The 19432-nt window shown below is 67.3% G+C and carries 14 protein-coding genes; 8 read left to right on the forward strand and 6 right to left on the reverse strand.

The features are described from left to right. Positions 1-311 precede the first annotated feature (311 nt). From LGR44_RS09630 to LGR44_RS09640, 3 genes are all read left to right on the forward strand, one after another. The gene (locus LGR44_RS09630; RefSeq protein WP_226739776.1) at positions 312-3383 is read left to right on the forward strand and encodes a Calx-beta domain-containing protein; all 3072 of its coding nucleotides are present in this window, start codon (positions 312-314) and stop codon (positions 3381-3383) included. Positions 3384-3517: 134 nt separating this feature from the next. Next, positions 3518-4798: a phosphoribosylamine--glycine ligase gene (gene purD, locus LGR44_RS09635; RefSeq protein WP_226739779.1), complete on the forward strand. Its 1281-nt coding sequence runs from the start codon at positions 3518-3520 to the stop codon at positions 4796-4798. 59 nt (positions 4799-4857) lie between these two features. Further along, a complete protein-coding gene (locus tag LGR44_RS09640) occupies positions 4858-5766 on the forward strand; it encodes an alpha/beta hydrolase (RefSeq protein ID WP_226739781.1) in 909 nt (302 codons plus the stop codon). Between the two features lie 18 nt (positions 5767-5784). Here LGR44_RS09640 and LGR44_RS09645 read toward each other — a convergent pair whose 3' ends face one another. Then, positions 5785-6246 (reverse strand): nucleoside deaminase, encoded by a 462-nt coding sequence (locus tag LGR44_RS09645; protein WP_226739783.1) that lies wholly within the window; start codon positions 6244-6246, stop codon positions 5785-5787. Positions 6247-6286: 40 nt separating this feature from the next. Between LGR44_RS09645 and LGR44_RS09650 the strand changes: the two genes are divergently transcribed. Continuing rightward, on the forward strand, positions 6287-8230 hold the full coding sequence (locus tag LGR44_RS09650; protein WP_226739785.1) for a pseudouridine synthase: 1944 nt from the start codon (positions 6287-6289) through the stop codon (positions 8228-8230). A 10-nt stretch (positions 8231-8240) separates the two neighbouring features. Further along, entirely contained in the window at positions 8241-8804 is a 564-nt protein-coding gene (gene rsmD / locus LGR44_RS09655; protein ID WP_226739787.1) for a 16S rRNA (guanine(966)-N(2))-methyltransferase RsmD, read from the forward strand. A 54-nt stretch (positions 8805-8858) separates the two neighbouring features. Here the strand turns inward: rsmD and LGR44_RS09660 are convergent, their stop codons facing one another. After that, positions 8859-11354: a glucose/quinate/shikimate family membrane-bound PQQ-dependent dehydrogenase gene (locus LGR44_RS09660; protein ID WP_226739789.1), complete on the reverse strand. Its 2496-nt coding sequence runs from the start codon at positions 11352-11354 to the stop codon at positions 8859-8861. 318 nt (positions 11355-11672) lie between these two features. On the opposite strand from LGR44_RS09660, the gene LGR44_RS09665 reads away from it, so the two are divergent. Then, positions 11673-13370: a methyl-accepting chemotaxis protein gene (locus LGR44_RS09665; RefSeq protein WP_226739791.1), complete on the forward strand. Its 1698-nt coding sequence runs from the start codon at positions 11673-11675 to the stop codon at positions 13368-13370. Positions 13371-13666: 296 nt separating this feature from the next. Further along, a complete protein-coding gene (locus tag LGR44_RS09670; RefSeq protein ID WP_226739793.1) occupies positions 13667-14020 on the forward strand; it encodes a TraR/DksA family transcriptional regulator in 354 nt (117 codons plus the stop codon). Between the two features lie 15 nt (positions 14021-14035). Here the strand turns inward: LGR44_RS09670 and LGR44_RS09675 are convergent, their stop codons facing one another. Together LGR44_RS09675 and rpsU are read right to left on the reverse strand one after the other, a co-directional pair. After that, positions 14036-14401, reverse strand: a complete 366-nt coding sequence (locus LGR44_RS09675; protein WP_226739796.1) for a YidH family protein — start codon at positions 14399-14401, stop codon at positions 14036-14038. Between the two features lie 110 nt (positions 14402-14511). Beyond that, on the reverse strand, positions 14512-14817 hold the full coding sequence (gene rpsU, locus LGR44_RS09680) for a 30S ribosomal protein S21 (RefSeq protein WP_226740193.1): 306 nt from the start codon (positions 14815-14817) through the stop codon (positions 14512-14514). A 325-nt stretch (positions 14818-15142) separates the two neighbouring features. On the opposite strand from rpsU, the gene LGR44_RS21940 reads away from it, so the two are divergent. Beyond that, entirely contained in the window at positions 15143-15808 is a 666-nt protein-coding gene (locus LGR44_RS21940) for a cold-shock protein (protein WP_319004837.1), read from the forward strand. A gap of 138 nt (positions 15809-15946) precedes the next feature. On the opposite strand, the gene mutL is transcribed toward LGR44_RS21940, so the two are convergent. Continuing rightward, positions 15947-17785 carry a DNA mismatch repair endonuclease MutL gene (gene mutL, locus LGR44_RS09695; RefSeq protein WP_226739798.1) on the reverse strand — a complete coding sequence of 613 codons (1839 nt, stop codon included), beginning with the start codon at positions 17783-17785 and terminating at the stop codon, positions 15947-15949. Positions 17786-17945: 160 nt separating this feature from the next. Continuing rightward, positions 17946-19265: a glucose-6-phosphate isomerase gene (locus LGR44_RS09700; protein WP_226739800.1), complete on the reverse strand. Its 1320-nt coding sequence runs from the start codon at positions 19263-19265 to the stop codon at positions 17946-17948. Positions 19266-19432 lie beyond the last annotated feature (167 nt).

Genomic DNA, 19432 nt, shown 5'->3' on the forward strand with positions numbered 1-19432 from the left:
CCATGACCGAATTTCATTCGAACTCTCTGCCCTCGGCCGCCAACACCGTTCAGATCCTGAATTTCGACGGGATTGTGAGCACCGAAGCTGGACCGGTGCTGCTCGACAGCGACGCGGAAATTTCGGGTGCCAGCGATGAGACGGTTTTCTTGTCTTTGACTGTTTCGCTGACCGACTTCGTAGGCACGGCCAGCTACGACTTTCTAAGTATCGCGGCAGAGAACGGCCTAGCTCTGACCCCAGGGGATGAATCCACCGAAATTTCGTATAACGGAACTGCCATAGCCCAGTTTGATTCTTCAGAGCAGGGCGTGTTGACGATCAGCTTCGACGGCTACCCAGCCACTATGGAAGCCGTGCAGGCCGTCCTTCGCGCCCTGAGCTACGCGAATACCTCATCGGCGACGCCGAAAACCGAAGAGAGAAGCATCAAGGTCGAGCTTACGTACCGAGAAGCAAATACAACGACAGCGGCAACGGTCCAGACCAAGGTGCTGGTCAGGCCCGACAATGCCGTCGTCCTGACTGCCGACATGACGGATGTCTCGGGTACGAGCGGAGACGACATTTTCGTCCTCAGCTCGTCGACAACCCTTCAAGGGGCCACCCTTTCCGGCGGCAGCGGAAACGATGCGCTGCACTTGGTCGGCGGCGGATCCCTGGTCCTGTCGAACTTCTCGAAGATCCAGGGTGTCGAAGCCCTACGCGGTTCGGCGGAAAAGGACTCTTTCTCCCTTCAGAGCAAACACCTGCTCGGGCTTTCGGAGATCGACGGCGGCCTCGGCGATGGAACGGAAGCGACTCTCGACACCCTCTTCCTCAACGGGAATTACTTCGATTTCCGCGGGAAAACGCTGGCGGGTCTCGATAGCATCTCCCTCATGGGAGGAACCAGCCCGATCTTCGTTTTCGATCAAAACAACATTTCCGCTGTGTTCGACACGTCGAACGAAAATTGCCTGATCCAACTCGGAACCAACGGAAGCAACGCGACCTTCAGACTCGCGGAAGCCACCCTCACCCAGACGCAGAAGAACCTGCTGATTGCCGCGGGTTTCGACCACATCTACGACAGCAGCAACACTCCGACGACAGGCGGGCCGGTTGCAGCAGGTCTCGACGCGGACACGACAGGTGTCGCCCCCGGGGCCACGATCCTGTTGGACCGCGACCAGAACTTCACCCTCGACCATGACGAAACCACCACCATTCGTAAGGTGCGGGTCGCGCTGGCTCAAAGCCAGCCGGGCGATCTCCTTGGAATTCAGACCAGCGACGAGATCATTCTCGGACCCGATGGTCTTCAAAAAGGCAGCACGATCCAGATCGGCGTCACCGAAGGAATCCTGACCGCCGTCGAGAACGGCCGGATCGAGGTTACCTTCCTCGGCGGCGGAAGTGCTGCAAGCGTGCAAGACTTGGTTCGCGCCCTCACATACACACGCCCGGAAGGAGACACGTTCGCCGGCAGGCAGATTCAGGTCGATGTGGTCGACGATTTCGACCGGACGGCGACCTCCACGCTGACCGTCGTCGACAGCGTTCCGAGGGATGTAAGGATGGGCACGGGCGTCACGGAAATCACCGTGGACGAGGGGCCGGCTTTCGAAATCGCGCTGAGCGCCACGGACGAGGACACGCCTGCTGCCAACCTCACCTATGAATTCGCGGAGTTCGGCGATGCCGGCGGCAAGTTCGTCATCGAATGCAATCAGCTGAAGCTCGCCCCGAACCAATCGCTGAACCACGAGGATCAGGTCGGCGGTCAGGGCGGCTACAAGGTTTACGTGAAGGCCTTCGACGGCACCACCTACAGCGCCGTGCAGGAACTGACCATCAAGGCCGCCGACGTGAACGAGGCTCCGCTCTTCGTGACCTTCGGCCAGCCCCAGGGCACGATCCGCGCAGGCGTGACGGGAGCGGGTGTGGACGTTGTTCAGGCGTCCTGGGAAGACCCGGACATGGCCGACGGTTTCCGAAAGAACAAGTTCGCGTTCCTGGTGGGCGAGGAACTGCTCCAGACGAACGGCGGTTTCTTGATCGACGAGAATACCGGCCAGATCACGACCACCAGCGAAATCTTCGACGAGGAGGCCGGCACCAAGACGCTCGTCGTGGTCGCCTTCGATGAGAGCGACGAATCTCTCCGCGCCCAGGCGACCTACAACTTCGAGATCATCCCGCAGGATGCGCCGCCCATCGTGCAGTTCGCTGCCGCTTCCACCACGGTGACTCACGCTGAGGGCACGGGAGACGATACGACGACCTTCACCTTCAAGGTGGTTCGCGACGTCGCTAACAACAGCACGTCCAAAGTGAACTGGACGCTGGATTACGGCACCGCCACCGCAGAGGATTTCTCGAGCCCGACCTCCGGGACCGTGGAGTTCACCGGCAATCAGCTGGAAGCCTTTGTGACGGTCTCGGTCAAGAAGGACAGCCTCGACGAGCCGGATGAGGAGACCTTCACGATCCTTCTGTCGGAACTCGACGACGGCGCCGGCAACGCGGTCGTCGGCAACACGGGACACACTGCCACCGGCAAGATCCAGGACGACGACGACGCTCCTCCGGTGAACAACGCTCCGTCGGGCGTTTCGCTGAGCAGCGCCACGGCGGCGGAATATGCGGCGGCCGGTTCCCTGGTCGGCACGCTCTCGGCAGCGGATGAGGCTCCCGGCGCGCTCACCTATCAGCTCCTCGACAATGCCGGCGGGCGCTTCACCCTCCAGGGCAATCAGATCCTGGTGGGGAACGGCTTCAAGCTCGACTTCGAGCAGGCGCCTTCTCACACGATCAAGGTGCGGGTCAGCGACGGCACCCACATGGTCGACCAGGATCTCGTGATCAACGTCACCGACGTGAACCCGGAGATCACCGCCGGTACTCCCGGTAACGACGTGTTCTTCGGCGGCGCTCGCAACGACCGGCTCTCCGGCGGCGGCGGCCACGACACCATCGGCGGCGGTGCGGGCAAGGACAAGCTCTACGGCGGCAAGGGCAAGCTGAGCAAGGATGCCTTCGTATTCGACACCAAGCTCACCAGCAAGAGCGTGGCCAATCGGAACAAGGACAAGATCTACGACTTCGGCTCCAAGTACGACAGCCTGTTCTTCGACGATGCGGCCTTCACCAACAAGACCATCGCCAAGTACCTGAAGAAAAAGAACGCCTCGCTCGACAAGCCGGCCAAGCTCAAGGCGAGCTACTTCAAGAAGGGCAGCAAGGCCACGGACAAGGACGACTTCTTCATCCTCAAGGGCAAGAAGCTGTACTGGGACGTGGACGGCTCGGGCCGCAAGGCCATGGTGGAGATCGCCAGCTTCAAGTTCCAGAAGAAGGAGGGCGAGACCCTCACTCACAAGGACTTCTTCTTCATCTGAGGCCGAACACGATCCTCTCAAGGGATCCTCAGAACGGGCCGCGTCTCTTCCCGGAGGCGCGGCCCCTGCTTTTTCGGGTAGTCGAAAGCCCTACGAGCCGCTAAGAGCCCAAGCGTCACAGGGAGGGCTCAGGCATGAACATTCTTCTCATCGGTTCCGGCGGGCGGGAACATGCGTTGGCCCGGAGCCTGTCCGCCAGCGCCCTGTGCGACAAGCTCTTCATCGCGCCCGGCAATCCCGGCACGGCGCAGCACGGCACCAACGTGGTCATCGACGTGGCGGATCATGGGGCCGTGATCGCCTTCTGCCGCACCATGGGGGTGGAATTCGTCGTCGTGGGGCCGGAGGCGCCGCTCGTGGCCGGTCTGGTGGACGATCTCACCGCTGCCGGCATCAAGGCCTTCGGGCCGAGCAAGGCCGCCGCGCAGCTCGAAGGGTCGAAGGCCTTCACCAAGGATCTGTGCGCCGAGTTCGGCATTCCCACCGCCGCCTATCGCCGCTTCACCGATGCGGAGGCCGCCAAGACCTATGTGCGCAGTTACGGCGTGCCCACGGTCGTGAAGGCGGACGGGCTCGCGGCCGGCAAGGGCGTGGTGGTCGCCGCCTCCTTCGAGGAGGCGGAAGCCGCCATCGACATGATGATCGGCGGCGGCCTCGGCGCCGCCGGCGCCGAAGTGGTGATCGAGGCCTTCCTCGAAGGCGAGGAGGCGAGCTTCTTCGCCCTCTGCGACGGCAGGACGGCGATTCCGCTGGGCACCGCGCAGGACCACAAGCGCGTGTTCGACGGCGACAAGGGGCCGAATACCGGCGGCATGGGCGCCTATTCCCCCGCCGCCGTGCTGACGCCGGAGCTGCAGGCCCGCGTCATGCGCGAGATCATCGAGCCGACGCTCGCGGGGATGCGCGCCAGGGGAATGCCCTATACGGGCGTGCTCTATGCGGGCCTGATGCTCACGGACAAGGGCCCGCAGCTCATCGAGTACAATGCCCGTCTCGGCGACCCCGAGACCCAGGTGCTGCTGCCGCGCCTGAAATCGGACCTGGTGACGGCCTTCCTCGCCGCCTGCGACGGCGTTCTCGACAGCATCTCCCTGCAATGGTCCGACAAGGCGGCGCTCACCGTTGTGATGGCCGCGCAGGGCTATCCTGGCGCCGTCGAGAAAGGCTCGGAGATCCGTGGGCTCGACAGGGCCTCCGCCATGGACGACGTCATCGTCTTCCAGGCGGGCACGAAGCAGAGCGGCGACAAGATTCTCGCCAATGGCGGCCGCGTGCTCAACGTCACGGCGCTGGGCTCCACGATCACCGAGGCCAGCGCCAGGGCCTATGAGGCGGTCTCGCGGATCGACTGGCCGGAGGGCTTCTGCCGCCGCGACATCGGCTGGCGGGCGGTGGAGCGCGAGAGCAAGGGCTGACGAACGCGCCTCGTCCCCTAGATTGAGGATCGACCTCTCACACTTCCAAGGGCGGCCTCATGAGCGACGATCTCTTCCCCGGTTTCGAATCCCACTGGATCGACACGGAGGTCGGTCGCATCTTCGCGCGCTCCAAGGGGGACGGCCCTCCCCTCGTGCTGCTGCACGGCTTCCCGCAGACCCATGTCATGTGGCACCGCCTCGCGCCGGCCCTGGCCGAGACGCACCGGGTCGTGTGCATGGACCTGCGCGGCTACGGCTGGTCCACGGCGCCCCGCAGCGACGAGGCGCACCAGATCTATTCCAAGCGCGCCATGGGGCGGGACGTGGTCGCCGTCATGGAGGAGCTGGGCCATATCCGCTTCGCGGTGGCCGGGCACGATCGCGGGGCGCGGGTCGGCTACCGGCTCGCCCTCGACCATCCCGGTCGGGTCGAGCGCCTCGCCCTCCTCGATATCCTGCCCACGTTCCACGTCTGGGCGCAGATGAGGGCCGGGAAGATCCCCGAGGCCCATTGGGGCTTCCTGTCCCAGCCCTACCCTCAGCCCGAGGAGGAGATCGGCCGCGATCCCCTGGCCTATTTCGAGGGCCTTCTCGCCAAATGGTCCGCCCCGGGCGACCTGTCTCCCTTCGACCGCAAGGCGCTCAAATCCTACCGCGACAGCTGCAACGAGCCCTCCCGGATCCATGCCTTCTGCGAGGATTACCGGGCGGGCGCCACCCGGGACGTGGAGGCGGACGAGGCCGACCTCGCGGCGGGCAAGACGATCAACTGCCCGGCCTACCTGATCTGGAGCGACTTCTATCTCGTGAGCGGCCCGGTCGGCGAGGAACAGCACCCCCTCGACGTGTGGCGGCAATCCTTCGCCCCCAAAATCGGCGGCATGGGCGTGACCTCGGGGCATTTCGTGGCGGAGGAGAATCCGGGCGCGACGCTGGCGGCGCTGCAGGCGTTCCTGACAAGCTGAAGCGCGAGGTGAGAGGGCTCACCGCCGCCCCTCGAAGAACCCCCTGAGCAGGGTCGCGGCCTCGCTTTCCCGGATGCCGCCATAGACCTCGGGCGCGTGGTGGCAGGTGGACTGGTGGAAGAAGCGCACGCCGTTCTCCACCGCCCCGCCCTTCGGGTCGTAGGCGGCGAAATAGACCCGCCTGATGCGCGCGAAGGAGATGGCGGCGGCGCACATGGTGCAGGGCTCCAGCGTCACGTAGAGGTCGCAACCGGTCAGGCGCTCGTCGTCCAGAACCTCGCAGGCGCGGCGGATCGCCAGCATCTCCGCATGGGCCGAAGGGTCGCGCAGCTGGCGCGGGCGATTGCCGTCCGAGGCGACGAGGCGGCCGTCCCGGACGATCACGGCCCCGACCGGGACCTCGCCGCGCGTGGCGGCGGCGCGGGCCTCGTCGAAGGCGGCGCTCATGGGATCGAACTTGTTGCAGCCGGCGTTGTCCATGGCCCTCGCTTCTCTTTGTTTCCTCTGCTATCAGGCCGCCATGACCGACAGCAATGACAATAATCGGAAGGGCCGTCCAGGCGGACGCTCCGACCGAGGCCGCCCTTCCGGCGACCGGCCCTTCCGCAAGACCCGCGACGGCGGCGAGCGCCCCTTCCGGGCGCGCGGCGACGACGAGCGCCCGCGCAAGCCCCGCCCCGGCGGCGACAAGCCGTTCCGCCCGCGCCGCGACGAGGGCGACAAGCCGTTCCGTGGCCGCGGCACCGAAGACCGCCCGCGCCGGTTCGACCGCTCCGCCGAGGACCGCCCGCGCCGCGTCCGCGAGGACCGCGTCGAGGCGAAAGCGGAAACCCAGCCGCAGGAGCCCTCCGAGGAGCGCATCGCCAAGGTGATCGCCCGGGCCGGCATCGCCTCCCGCCGCGACGCGGAGGCGATGATCGCGGAAGGCCGCGTGACCCTGAACGGCAAGGTGCTCGACAGCCCTGCCATGAACGTCACGGCCGAGGACAAGATCACCGTGGACGGGGAGCCGCTTCCCCTGCGGGAGCGCACGCGCCTGTGGCTCTTCCACAAGCCGCGCGGCCTCGTGACCACCGCCCGCGATCCCGAGGGGCGCCCGACCGTGTTCGAGAACCTGCCCGAGGAGCTGCCCCGGGTGGTGGCCGTCGGCCGGCTCGACATCAACACCGAAGGGCTCCTGCTCCTCACCAACGACGGCGGACTCGCCCGCGTCATCGCCCATCCGGATACCGGCTGGCTGCGCCGCTACAAGGTGCGCGCCCACGGCGAGGTGACCCAGGCCGATCTGGACCCCTTGCGCAACGGCATCACCATCGACGGCATCGAGTACGGCCCCGTGGAGGCCCGCCTCGACCGGGTGCAGGGCGACAATGCGTGGATCACGCTCGGCCTGCGCGAGGGCATGAACCGCGAGGTCAAGCGGATCCTCGAGCATCTCGGCCTGCAGGTGAACCGCCTGATCCGCCTCTCCTTCGGCCCGTTCCAGCTCGGCGACATCGAGCCCGGCATGGTCGAAGAGGTCCGCACCAAGGTCCTGAAGGACCAGCTCGGCACCGCCCTCGCCGTCGAGGCGGGTGTCGATTTCGAAAGCTCCGTGCGCGAGCCCGTCGCGCCCTTCGGTTCGCCGAAGAAGGAGCGCGAAGAGCGTCAGGACCGCACTCCCCGCCAAGGGCGCGAGGAGCGGCCGAGCCGCTTCGGCCGCGACCGGGACGAAGAGCGCCCGCGCCGCCGCCGCGACGATGACGAGCGGCCCTTCCGCGCCCGCGACGAGCGCCGCGGCAGGGACGAGGAAGAGCCGAAGAAGCGCCCCTCCCGCCTCGACGTGAAGACGAGCGTCTGGCGCGCCGGCGAGACGGAGGATGCCCCGAGCAGGAAGCAGCCGCGCCGCGGCACCGACCCGAAGGAGGCGCGTGCCGCCAGCGGGGAGCGCCAGCGCCAGCGCGTGGGCGCCATCTCGTCGGGCGAAGGCCGCAAGGTGGTGGTCGAGCGGCTGGTGAGCGAGCCGAAGGAAGAGGCTCCCGCCCGCAAGCCGCGCCGGGAGGCTGACCGCTTCGCGCCGCGCGCCGACGACCGTCCGCGCCGCAGTGCTGCGGACCGGGAGGACCGTGCTCCGCGCGGCAGCCGCGAAGGCGGCTTCGGCCGCCCGCGCCGGGACGATGACCGTCCGCGCCGTCCGGCGGGGGACAAGCCGTTCCGCGCCCGCGCGTCCGAAGGCGAAGAGCGTCCGCGCCGCCCCCGTCCCGAGGGAGATCGCCCGTTCCGCAGCCGGGACGGCGACAAGCCCTTCCGTGCGGGCGGAGACGACCGTCCGCGCCGCGGCCCTCCGCGTGGCGAAGGCCCGGCCCGTGGCGGTCCGCGCAGTGGAGGCGGCTTCAAGGGCGGCCCCAGGGGCGGCTCCGGCGGCGGCTTCAAGGGAGGACCGAAGGGCGGCTCGAAAGGCGGCCCGCGCGGTCGCCGTCCGTGAGGGCTGAGCCGTGAGAATCGTGGGCGGGCGCTGGCGCGGCCGCTCGCTGGCAGGACCGAAGTCGGACAGCATCCGTCCGACATCGGATCGCCTGCGCGAGACGATCTTCAACATCCTCCAGCATTCCTACGACGACCCGGTCGAGGGCGCCCGCGTGCTCGACCTCTTCGCCGGCACCGGCGCCATGGGCCTGGAGGCCCTGTCGCGCGGGGCGGCTTTCGCCCTGTTCGTGGACGACGGCGCGCAGGCGCGCGGCCTGATCCGCGAGAATGTGGAGAGCGTCGGCGTCGGCGGCGCCACCCGGCTGTTCCGCCGCGACGCCACGCGCATGGGCGCGGCGGCGCCGAACGCCCCCTTCTCCCTCGTCTTCTGCGACCCGCCCTACGGCAAGGATCTGGCGCCCAGGGCGCTCCGTTCCTGTGCCGAAGGCGGCTGGCTGACGCCGGACGCCCTCGTGGTGGTGGAGGAGGCGCAAGGGGTCGAGGTCACCCTGCCCGACGGCTTCGAGGAGATCGAGCGCCGGGATTACGGGGAGACCAAGGTGGTGTTCGGACGGTTTACGGCGGCGAGCTAGGCCCGCCGCCCCCGCCACCCCTGACATTCGCCGTGAATGTCCGGCGGAGGGTGACTATTGCTGCCGCGGCAGTGCATAGGCGATGACGTAATCGCCCACCTTGGTGCCGAGCGAGCCATGCCCGCCGGCGACCACCAGCAGGTACTGCCGGCCATCCTCCCCGAGATAGGTCATGGGCGTCGACTGGCCGCCTGCAGGCAGGCGGCTTTCCCAGAGCTGCTCGCCGTTCGTGACGTCATAGGCGCGCACATAATAGTCGATCGTCCCCGACAGGAAGGCGACGCCGCTTGCCGTCATCATCGGCCCGCCCAGGCTCGGGACGCCCATCTTGAAGGGCAGAGGCACGGGCGCCTGGTCGCGCACGGTGCCGTTCTTGTGCATCCAGATGATCTGTCCGGTGGTCAGGTCGGCCGCGGCCACATAGCCCCAGGGCGGCTCCTGGCACGGCAGGCCCAGCGCCGACGTGAACGGATAGAGCTGCACGGCGAAGGGCGCGCCGAAATTCTCGTTCAGGGCCGGCAGGCTGCCCTCCGGCCGGTTCTCGCCCTGCACGTAGAGCGTCGTGTCGTCCTCGCGCGGCACCAGCCGCGACACGAAGGCCAAATAAGCCGGTGTCGTGAAGGCGATCTGGCGCTCGGGATCGACCGCGATGCTGCCCCAGTTGAACACGCCGAAATTGCCCGGATGGACCAGCGTCCCCTGCGTCGAGGGAGGCGTGTAGCGGCCCTCGTAGCGCAGGCGGTGGAACTGGATGCGGCAGGCGAGCTGATCGAACAGCGTCGCTCCCCACATGTCGCGCCCGGTGAGAGGCGGCGGATCGAAGCTCAGGGCGGAAACCGGCTGCGTCGGCGCCGTCCGGTCGCCCTCGGCGGCGCCCTGAGGAACCGGAACCTCCGTAATCGGGAGAATGGGCCGGCCGTTGCGCCGGTCGAGCACGTAGATCTCGCCCTGCTTGGTCGGCTGCACGAGAGCGGGCACGGTCTCGCCGTTGACCGTCAGGTCGATCAGGCTCGGCTGCGAGGGCACGTCGTAGTCCCACAGGTCGTGATGGACGGTCTGGAAGTGCCAGCGCACCTGTCCTGTGGCGAGATCGAGAGCGACGACCGAGGACGAGAAGCGGTCGACATTCTCGCTGCGGTTGCCGCCCCACTGGTCCGGCGGCTGGTTGCCGAGGGGCACGTAGACCATGCCGAGTTCCTGGTCGACGCTGGAGATCGACCAGCTGTTCGGGGAGTTCGGCACATAACTCTCGCCCGGCGCGATCGGCGCCGTCTGATCGGGATTGCCGGAATCCCAGTTCCAGACGAGTTCGCCCGTATCGACGTTGAAGGCGCGGATGACGCCCGACTGCTCGTTGGTCGAGACATTGTCCAGAACCGTGCCGCCGACGATGATGAGGTCACGCGTGACCACGACGGGAGATGTCGAGTAATAGGCGCCCGGCTTCACGTTGGGCATGTTGGCCCAGAGATTGATCTGGCCCTTGCCGCCGCCGAAATTCGAGCAGACGGCCCCGTTGTCCGGGTTGAGGGCGATCACGCGGCCATCCGCCGTGGGCATGAAGAGCTTCGTCGTACAGGTCTCGGCCGTCCGGCCCTCCGCCGCTGCCACGGGCAGGTCCGGCACGGTGGGGTCCCGGGCCGCCGGCGGCGTGATGGCGGGCGCCGGCGGGGGCGCATCGCCACGTCCCGGATGATAGGACAGGCCGCGGCAGGTCAGGTGCTGAAGCGCGAGTTCGCCCTGGACCTTCGGATCGTAGCGCCAGATCTCGACTCCGGTCGTGGCGTCGATGGCGATGACCTGCTGGTGCGGCGTGCACAGGAAGAGCCTGTTGCCGATCTTCAGCGGCGTCACCTGAAAGGTCGTCTCCTGGGGGTCGCCCGGCTGAGAGAGCGGGACGTCCCCGGTGCGGTAGGTCCAGGCGACCTCGAGATTGGCCACATTCGCCGGAGTGATCTGGTCGAGCGGCGAATACCGCTGGCCGTAATCCGTCCGTCCGTACGAGCGCCACTCGCCGGGTGGAACACCCAGCGCATCCGGTGGAACCTGCGCGCGGGGAGCAGGCGCCGCTCCCTCGATCCGGTTGGGGTCGGTGAACCATGAGACTGCCGCGACGGCGAGGGCGATGCCGAGGGCCGCAGTCAGCGGCAGGCCGGCGCCCCGGAAAGCCGACACCCGCGCGGGAGATGCCGGAGTGGCAGGATCGGCGGGCCTGCGGCGGAGGGCGCGCGTCACCCAAGGGGTCAGCAGGAGGAGGCCCAGGACGAAGATGACGCCCCCGCGCGCCGCGAGCGGCCACCAGTCGAGTCCTGCCTCCCACAGCGCCCAGACGAGGGTGCCGACGACGACGGCGGCGAAGACCCAGAGAGCCGCAGGGCTGTGCCGAAAGAGCAGGAAAGCCGTCAAAAGGAAGCCGATGCCGGCGATGAGGTAGTACCAGGAGCCCCCGAGCATGATCAGCCAGATCCCGCCGCCGCCGAGACCCAGGCCCATCAACGCCATGAGAATTCCCGTTCCGATAAGAACGGGGCTCCGCCTCACCTCACTCATGATTTTTCCCCAATGTCGCCACTGTGCACTTGGGTAACGCCGCGCGCCCGGGATTGTTCGTTGCTCCGTGCGACAACGTGGCGCGGAGCACATCCGAAGAAGCGCGCAATGATCTGCGTCAATTTCTGAAAATTTTCCTGCCGAAAAGATCAAATCTTATACTATTGATCCAAAATAGTTCATCTATGAACTTCCCTAAATGGATGCTTCTTTGAACTTACATTTACTTGGCCATTGCATTGTTTAGCCGCCTGATATCCATGACGCGTCCGGGGGCGCGCGCTTCCCGCGGCCATGCGGGCAGGTCACCGAAAGAAAATGCAATTCCTCAACAACTTGAAACTCATCACGAAGCTGGCCATTCCGGTCACGATCTTTGTCGCCGTTGCCATCGGGCTGATCGCTTTTGCTAAGGTCGGTCTCGACACAATGTCCGCGGATACGCAGGAGCTCGTCGAGGACGACGCGGCCCGCCTCACGCGCATCCTTCAGATCAACGCCGAGGTGAACGAGGCGACGATCCAGGAGAAGAACCTGATCCTGCTCTCCGCGAGCCAGCCGGATCGCATCGAGCGGACCGTCGGCGTGTACCAGCAGTACCGGAAGGCGACGATGCAGCACCTCGACGAGCTCGTTGCCCTGGCGAGGTCTCCTCAGATGCGCGCGATCAACGAGAACATCAAGGCGACCGCCACCAAGTACTTCGAGTTGATGGACAAGAGCGTCGCCTTCGCGGCGAAGGACAACGACGCGGCGGCTCTCGAGATTTCCAACGGAGAAGGTCGCGACTACCGCATGAAGGTCCGCGACATCCTGCAGGAGCGGATCGACGGCAACACCAAGGCACTGGAGCAGGCGAAGCAGGAGGCAAGGGAGCTGGCGTCCAACACGTCCACCGCCCTGATCCTGGCAGGCACGCTCGGCATTCTGGTCGCCGCAGGCCTGGTCGGAGCGATCACGGTCTTCGGCATCACGCGTCCGCTCGGAACTATGACGAGCGCTATGGCCCGTCTCGCGAATGGGGATCTCACGGTCAACGTCGCCGGCGCCGAGCGCAAGGACGAAGTCGGCCAGCTCGCCCGCGCGCTCCAGGTCTTCAAGGACAACGCCATCGAGGCCAAGCGTCTTGCCGCCGAGCAGGAGGCCGAGAACGACGCCAAGATGCGCCGTGCCCAGCTTCTCGACCAGCTGACCAAGGCCTTCGAGGCCAATGTCTCGGCCCTGACCCAAGGGCTCGCCTCCGCCGCCACCGAGATGGAGGCCACGGCCCAGTCCATGACGTCCATCGCCGACCAGACCAACAGCCAGTCGGTCAACGTCGCCACCGCCGCCGAGCAGACCTCGGCCAACGTGCAGACGGTCGCCGCCGCCACCGAGGAGCTGTCCATCTCGATCCGCGAAATCGCCGGTCAGGTGAACCAGTCATCGCAGATCGCCGAGCGGGCGGTGCACGATGCCCGGCGCACGGACAACATCGTTCAGCAGCTGGCGGGGACCGCCGAGAAGATCGGCAACGTGATCGCGCTGATCAACAATATCGCGTCCCAGACCAACCTGCTCGCCCTCAACGCCACCATCGAGGCGGCCCGGGCGGGAGAAGCCGGCAAGGGCTTCGCCGTCGTCGCCACCGAGGTCAAGGAGCTGGCGGGCCAGACCGCCAAGGCCACCGAGGAGATCTCCAACCAGATCAGCTCGGTCCAGCAGGCCACCCGCGAGGCCGTCGGAGCGATCCAGGAAATCGCCAAGACCATCGGCGAGATGTCCCAGATCTCCGTGAGCATTGCGGCGGCGATGGAGGAGCAAGGCGCCGCCACCGCCGAAATCGCCCGCAACGTGCAGGAGGCCGCCCGCGGCACCGAGCAGGTGACCGGCAATATCGGCGACGTGCGCCAGGGCGCCGGCGAGACCGGGGCGGCCGCCTCTCAGGTGCTCTCCGCCGCCCGGGAGCTGGCCCGGCACTCGGCCAGCCTCGGCCAGGAGGTCGACGGCTTCCTCTCGGGCGTGAAGGCCGCCTGACGCAACGATAACCACGACCTGCGCCCCTCAGGAGTCGCTCTCCTGGGGGCGCAGGTCCTCGAACCCGGCCGAGAGGCCCGGGCAGGCCCTTGGTCCCTGCCCACCCGATGCACTACAAATCCGGCATGGTCCGGATCGCGCTCATTCCTTCGCAGCCCATGACGCCGCCATAGCCCCTCCGCCATCGCACGGGCGCGCGGGCATTCGGCCTCGCTCCCGACCATCCCGCGTCGGATCGTATTCCCCTCTACATCCGGCGCGACTGTTTCGGGCGGAGCCGTCAGGGAGGACGATCAATGAACACGAAAAGCCAATCGGATCGGGAGCGTGCGGAGAAATACCGGACGCGGCTCGAGGCGGAACTGGCCGAGACCGAGGCGCTGGTCGCGGCCAATGCCGGCAACAGCGCACCGGTCCAGCTCGATCAGCAGAGCGTGGGTCGCCTCGCCCGCATGGATGCCATGCAGGTCCAGGCCATGGCGCAGGAGGCCGAGCGGCGCCGCAAGGACCGCGTGCTGCGCATCAGGGGCGCCCTGCAGCGAATCGAGGAAGGCGAGTTCGGCTACTGCGCCGAATGCGGCGAGGAGATCGCCGAGGGCCGTCTCGACATCGACCCGACCTTCCACCTCTGCGTGAAATGCGCCCGCTGAGAGCGCCAGGAGGCTCTAGAAGAGCCAGGTGACGGCACCGGCAACGCCTGCCGCCAGAACGAGCAGCCCGGTTCCCGCCGCAAGGGACCAGACGGACAGCGAGCGCACCTCTTCGTTGTTGATGCGCCTGGATGTCCTGCGATAGCGCCCGTAGGCGACGAAGAGAATCACGAACGCCAGGGCAATGAGAAGCGTGGCGCCGCCGCGGATGACCCATTGCGGCTGTACGTCGCCGAAGAGACGCACGAATCCCACGGCTCCGGCTAGGGCCGCCATGGCCGTGCGCCACCAGGCGGCCAGGGTCCGCTCGGCTGCCAGCATGGTGCGGTCGTGCGCAAGGTCGACGCTGTCGACTTCTGTTGCGGGGTCGCTTTGGGGCATCTTCGCATAAGCCGGGCCACGATCGGCCCCACCCTCCAGGGGGCAGGCATGAGGCGGCGCGCCGTAACTGCGCCGCCTGCAGGGTCAGTCCAGGGCCAGGTGCTCTGACCTCAGGAGGCCTTCGGCTCTGCGGCCTGAGGACGCGCTCCGGGAGCGGGAGCCGCCGAGGGGCGACGGGCGCCGGCAAAGCGGGGCTTGGGCTTGGGAGCCGCGATCAGACCCTCGCGAATCGCCTGCTTGCGGGCGGCCTTGCGATTGCGCCGGACGGCCTCGGCCTTCTCCCGGGTCTTCCGCTCGGAGGGCTTCTCGTAGGCCTTCCGCTGCTTCATTTCACGGAAGATTCCTTCACGCTGCATCTTCTTCTTGAGAACCCTGAGGGCCTGATCGACATTGTTGTCGCGTACCAAAACCTGCAAAACTTCGTCCAATCTCATGTGTAAACGCGCCGGTCGACGTGATGTGTCACGATCGCTGATACCGGCAGGAAGGGGGCTTCCACCTCCTTGGCGAGGGCGGACCATAGCACAGTTTCGCCGTCTGGCACGCTCCGGGCGCTCCCGAGACCCGAAAAGTCGCAATTTCGCCATCTGGACCCCGCCTCCTGGGCACGGGCGGACCGCAAGATGGCACGAAATCGGACCGATCTTCTTTTGGGCATGGCAATCTTCTTGCTCTTCCGCGTCGAGAGCGCTACGCCTACTGGCAGCAAACCTTTATGACAGACTTTAGAAGGCAGTACCTATGGGCCGGGGTAACGAGCACCGCAGCCGCCAGCGTCAGTTCGGCGATCAACCCGCTGATCCTTGGGGCGATTACGCTCCGTCGCCATCATTCGAGCGTCCGGCGCGGCCACAGGCTCCGCGGGCGACATCCGGCCGCGAGGCCGAGGCACGGGTGAAGTGGTTCAATCCCGAGAAGGGATTCGGTTTCGTCGAGCTGACGGACGGCTCGGGCGAGGCTTTCCTGCACGTCAGGCAGGTCGAGGCTGCGGGCCACAGCGCCCTGCCCTCCGGCACCACCCTGGTGATCCAGGTCGGCACGGGACAGAAAGGTCCCCAGGTCAACGAGATCGTCAGCGTCGACACCAGCACGGCCGAACCGGAGCCGCCGCGCCGCGGCCCGCGCCCGCCGATGGCTCCGAGAGGCGCTCCCGCCGGTCGTCCGCCCCGCCAAGGCGGCTTCCAGGCCCCGACCGCGGCTCCCGACACCCTGGGAACCGTGAAGTGGTACAATGAGGTGAAGGGATTCGGCTTCATCGCCGTCGACGGCGAGAGCAAGGATCTGTTCGTGCACGTCTCGGCGCTGGAGCGCGCCGGCCTCAGCCGGCTCGACCAGGGTCAGGCCGTTCGCGTCGCCATCGTCGAAGGACGCAAGGGCCGCGAAGTCGGAGCCATCGAGCTCGCCTGAGCCTCAGACGATCGCAGAATTTCAATCCGGCGGCGTCCGAAAGGATGCCGCCGGATTTATTTTGAAGGCACCTTTTCTAGAGCATCGTTCGGAAAACCGGGTCCACTTTTCCGCACGATGCGCTAGGCGGATCGTCCGTCAGCGGCGGCCGAACAGGCGCTCGATGTCGGAGAGCTTGAGCTCCACGTAGGTGGGACGTCCGTGGTTGCACTGGCCCGACAGGGGCGTTGCCTCCATCTCGCGCAGGAGCGCGTTCATCTCCTCCGGCTTCATGCGCCGCCCGGCCCGCACGGAGCCGTGGCAGGACATGCGGGAGAGCACCGCGTCCAGGCGCTCCTCCACAGGGCTCGATGCGCCCTGCCCCCATTCGGCAAGCGCATCCGCCACATCCTGCACCAGGGCCTTGATGCGCCCGCCCGCCAGGGCCGCCGGCACCTCGCGCACGAGCAGAGCGCCGGGCCCGAACGGCTCCAGCACCAGGCCCAGGCTTTCCAGCGTTTCGGCCTCGGCCATGACCCGGTCCGCATCGACCGGATCGAGGTCCACCACCTCCGGAATGAGCAGCAATTGCCGCGCGATGCCGGACGAGGCGCGCTCGCGCTTGAGGCGCTCGTAGACGAGCCGTTCGTGCGCCGCGTGCTGATCGACGATGACGATGCCGTCCTGGGTCTGCGCCACGATATAGGTGCCGTGGATCTGCGCCCGCGCGGCGCCGAGAGGCGAATCGTCCTGACCCGGATCGTAATCGGGCAGGCTCGCGCGGCTGTCGGCGGACGGCGCCGCGAGGTCGGGGAGAGCCGTCTGGGCTTCGGCCAGTCCGGACGAGCGATAGCCGGCATCGAGGGGGGCCTGCCAGCCGGCAAAGGCGCTGGAATGGCGGATCGAGGGCGCGCGCTGGGCCACGGAGACCGGCCGCGGCGGCGCGCCCTGCGGCCGCAGGCTTTCGAGCGTGCGGGTGCCGACGGTCGAGGCGGAACGGAAGCCGAAGCGGGTGATCGCCTCCTTCAGGGCCGCCACCACGAAGCCGCGCACGAAGGCGGGATCGCGAAAGCGCACCTCGGTTTTCGCCGGGTGGACGTTCACGTCCACATTGCGCGGGTCGAGATCGATCATCAGCGCCAGCACCGGGTGCCGGTCGGACGCCATCACGTCCGCATAGGCGCCGCGCACCGCGCCGAGCAGCAGCTTGTCGCGCACCGGCCTGCCGTTGACGGTGAAGTGGATGCCGGCTCCCGTGCCGCGATGGTAGGTCGGAAGGCTGGCGAAGCCCGACAGCCGCACGCCCTCGCGCTCGACGCCGATCGCCATGGCGTTCTCGTTGAAATCGCTGCCGAGCACGCGGGAGAGGCGCCGCAGGAAACCATGCTCGCCCGCCGGTTCCGGCGGGTAGGTGAAGGGCGTGATGTGCTCGCCCGCGAGGGTGAAGCGGATGGTCGGATGCGCGATGGCGAGACGCTTGACCACCTCCGCCACGGCTTGCGCCTCGGAGCGGTCGCTCTTCAGGAACTTCAGGCGGGCGGGCGTGGCGGCGAAGAGGTCGGTCACCTCGATCCGCGTGCCCTTGGGCGCGGACGCGGGACGCACCGGCCCCTTCACGCCGGCCTCGACCACGATGGACGAGCCGGTTTCGGCGTCGGCCGTGCGCGTGGTGATGGCAAGGCGGGCCACCGCACCGATGGAGGGCAGCGCCTCGCCGCGAAAGCCCAGCGTGTCGATGGAGGAAAGATCGCCGTCGGGCAGCTTCGAGGTCGCGTGACGCTCGACCGCGAGCTCCAGATCTCCCGGAGTCATGCCGTGCCCGTCGTCGACGATGCGGATGAGCCGCCGGCCGCCGGCCTCCACGGCAACCTCGATGGAGGTGGCGCCCGCGTCGATGGCGTTCTCGACGAGCTCCTTCACGGCCGCGGCCGGGCGCTCGACGACCTCGCCCGCGGCGATGCGGTCGACGAGGATGGGATCGAGGCGGCGAACGGGCATGGGGCGCTTTTCGTGACGGAAATCTCACCCGTTAAGATAGAGGTGAAGGGACGAGTCGGCCAGACGGCGCGACATTCTCCCCCTCCCCCGGCAAGCCATCACGGCAAAAAGACGTGGACAGCCGGCCGGGGCTGGCGCCAATGAGCGAGCGGGTCCGGCGCTACTTCGCCTGCGCCAGATACTGCTTAGCGAGGATCTTGCCCTCTTCCACCGCGGGCTGGTCGAAGGGATCGACGCCCATCGCGTAGCCGGTGAGGATCGTCTCGAGCATGAAGTGCATCAGCAACTCGCCGAGAGACCGCTCGTCGAGTTTCTCGATGTGGAGCTGGCGCGTGGGGCGTCCGTTCTTCGCGAGGGTCTCGGCGGTCGCCCGGCCTTGCGCCGCAACCAGATCGCCGATGCGCTTGCCGGCGAAACCGGGCTCGCCCGCCCGCTGCGCCAGCTTCTCGTCCATGACGGGGCCCTGCCCGGCCACCCCGGTGGTCATGACGGTGAAGAGCTTGTCGTTCGGGCCGCCGAGATAGAGCTGCAGCTGGCTGTGCTGGTCCACGGGACCGATGGCGGCGACGGGCTGGGTGCCCTTGCCGTTCTTGCCGATGCTCTCCGCCCAGAGCTGGACCCACCAGCGGGTGAAGCGCTCCAGCCGGTCCGCATAGGCCATGGTGACGGCGATGCCCTTGCCTTCGAGCGCCGTCGCGACATTGACCGCGGCGCCCAGGGCCGCCGGGGTGTACTTCGCTTCCGTACCGTTGCGGAAGGGCTCATAGGCCTCCGCCGCGCCCGCCCGGATGGCGTCGATATCGAGGCCCATCACGGCCGCGGGCAGAAGGCCCACATTGGTGAGCACGGAGTAGCGCCCGCCGATGCCGGTATGATGATCGAGGAAGCGCACGCCTTCGGGCTCGAGCAGATCGCGCAGGGCGTTCTTGCCGCCGTTCCTGCGCGGCTCCGAGAGACCGAGGACGACCTCCTTCGGGTGCGCCTTGAGGCCGGCCTTCTCCAGGCAGGAGAGGACGGCGATCGTCTGCATCAGGGTCTCGCCCGTGCCGCCGGACTTGGAGATCGACACGAAGCGGGTCGACGACAGGGGCAGCTTGTGCAGGATGTGGTCGAAGGTGATCGGATCGAGATTGTCGAGGAAATGGATGCGCGGGCTCTCGGTGAACCGCCCTGCCCCGGGCACCGCATAATCCCTGAGCTGCGCAAGGGTCTGGCCGCCGAGGCTCGACCCGCCGGTGCCGAGAAAGACCACGTCGGTCGCGTCCCGGCGCAGCCACGCCGCCGCCTCGCGCACCGCGTCGAGATCGTCCGTGGTGCGGGGCATGTGCAGCAGCGGCAGCCGCCCGGTCTCGTCGTCCTCGGCCAGCCGCTTCATGGCCTTGCCCACGACGGAGAGCGCCGCCTCCACCGCCTGCCGCGGCAGACCGCCTCCACCGATGTTGGATGCAAGGGTGAGATCGATCGTTTGCTGCAGGGCCATGGGGAATGCTCCGACTCGTTACAGGAGAGCGGAACACTAGGGCAGAGGATGGGCGGCGGCTAGGGTGTGCCTCTTCGGGGCGGCGACAGGTCTGTCCCGGTTCGAGGTGTGACAAAACGCACGCTATAACATATCGACTACTCTACGATATGCCCTAGCTACCGCAT

Origin of the sequence: Microvirga lenta, from assembly GCF_020532555.1 — a bacterium.
Classification (GTDB): domain Bacteria; phylum Pseudomonadota; class Alphaproteobacteria; order Rhizobiales; family Beijerinckiaceae; genus Microvirga; species Microvirga lenta.

Bases quoted from the DNA above. Each gene is read 5' to 3' on its own strand.
- purD (WP_226739779.1), top strand. From the start codon at position 3,518: ATGAACATTCTTCTCATCGGTTCCGGCGGGCGGGAACATGCGTTGGCC.
- LGR44_RS09640 (WP_226739781.1), top strand. From the start codon at position 4,858: ATGAGCGACGATCTCTTCCCCGGTTTCGAATCCCACTGGATCGACACG.
- LGR44_RS09645 (WP_226739783.1), bottom strand. From the start codon at position 6,246: ATGGACAACGCCGGCTGCAACAAGTTCGATCCCATGAGCGCCGCCTTC.
- LGR44_RS09650 (WP_226739785.1), top strand. From the start codon at position 6,287: ATGACCGACAGCAATGACAATAATCGGAAGGGCCGTCCAGGCGGACGC.
- LGR44_RS09660 (WP_226739789.1), bottom strand. From the start codon at position 11,354: ATGAGTGAGGTGAGGCGGAGCCCCGTTCTTATCGGAACGGGAATTCTC.
- LGR44_RS09665 (WP_226739791.1), top strand. From the start codon at position 11,673: ATGCAATTCCTCAACAACTTGAAACTCATCACGAAGCTGGCCATTCCG.
- LGR44_RS09670 (WP_226739793.1), top strand. From the start codon at position 13,667: ATGAACACGAAAAGCCAATCGGATCGGGAGCGTGCGGAGAAATACCGG.
- LGR44_RS09675 (WP_226739796.1), bottom strand. From the start codon at position 14,401: ATGCCCCAAAGCGACCCCGCAACAGAAGTCGACAGCGTCGACCTTGCG.
- LGR44_RS21940 (WP_319004837.1), top strand. From the start codon at position 15,143: ATGGGCCGGGGTAACGAGCACCGCAGCCGCCAGCGTCAGTTCGGCGAT.
- mutL (WP_226739798.1), bottom strand. From the start codon at position 17,785: ATGCCCGTTCGCCGCCTCGATCCCATCCTCGTCGACCGCATCGCCGCG.
- LGR44_RS09700 (WP_226739800.1), bottom strand. From the start codon at position 19,265: ATGGCCCTGCAGCAAACGATCGATCTCACCCTTGCATCCAACATCGGT.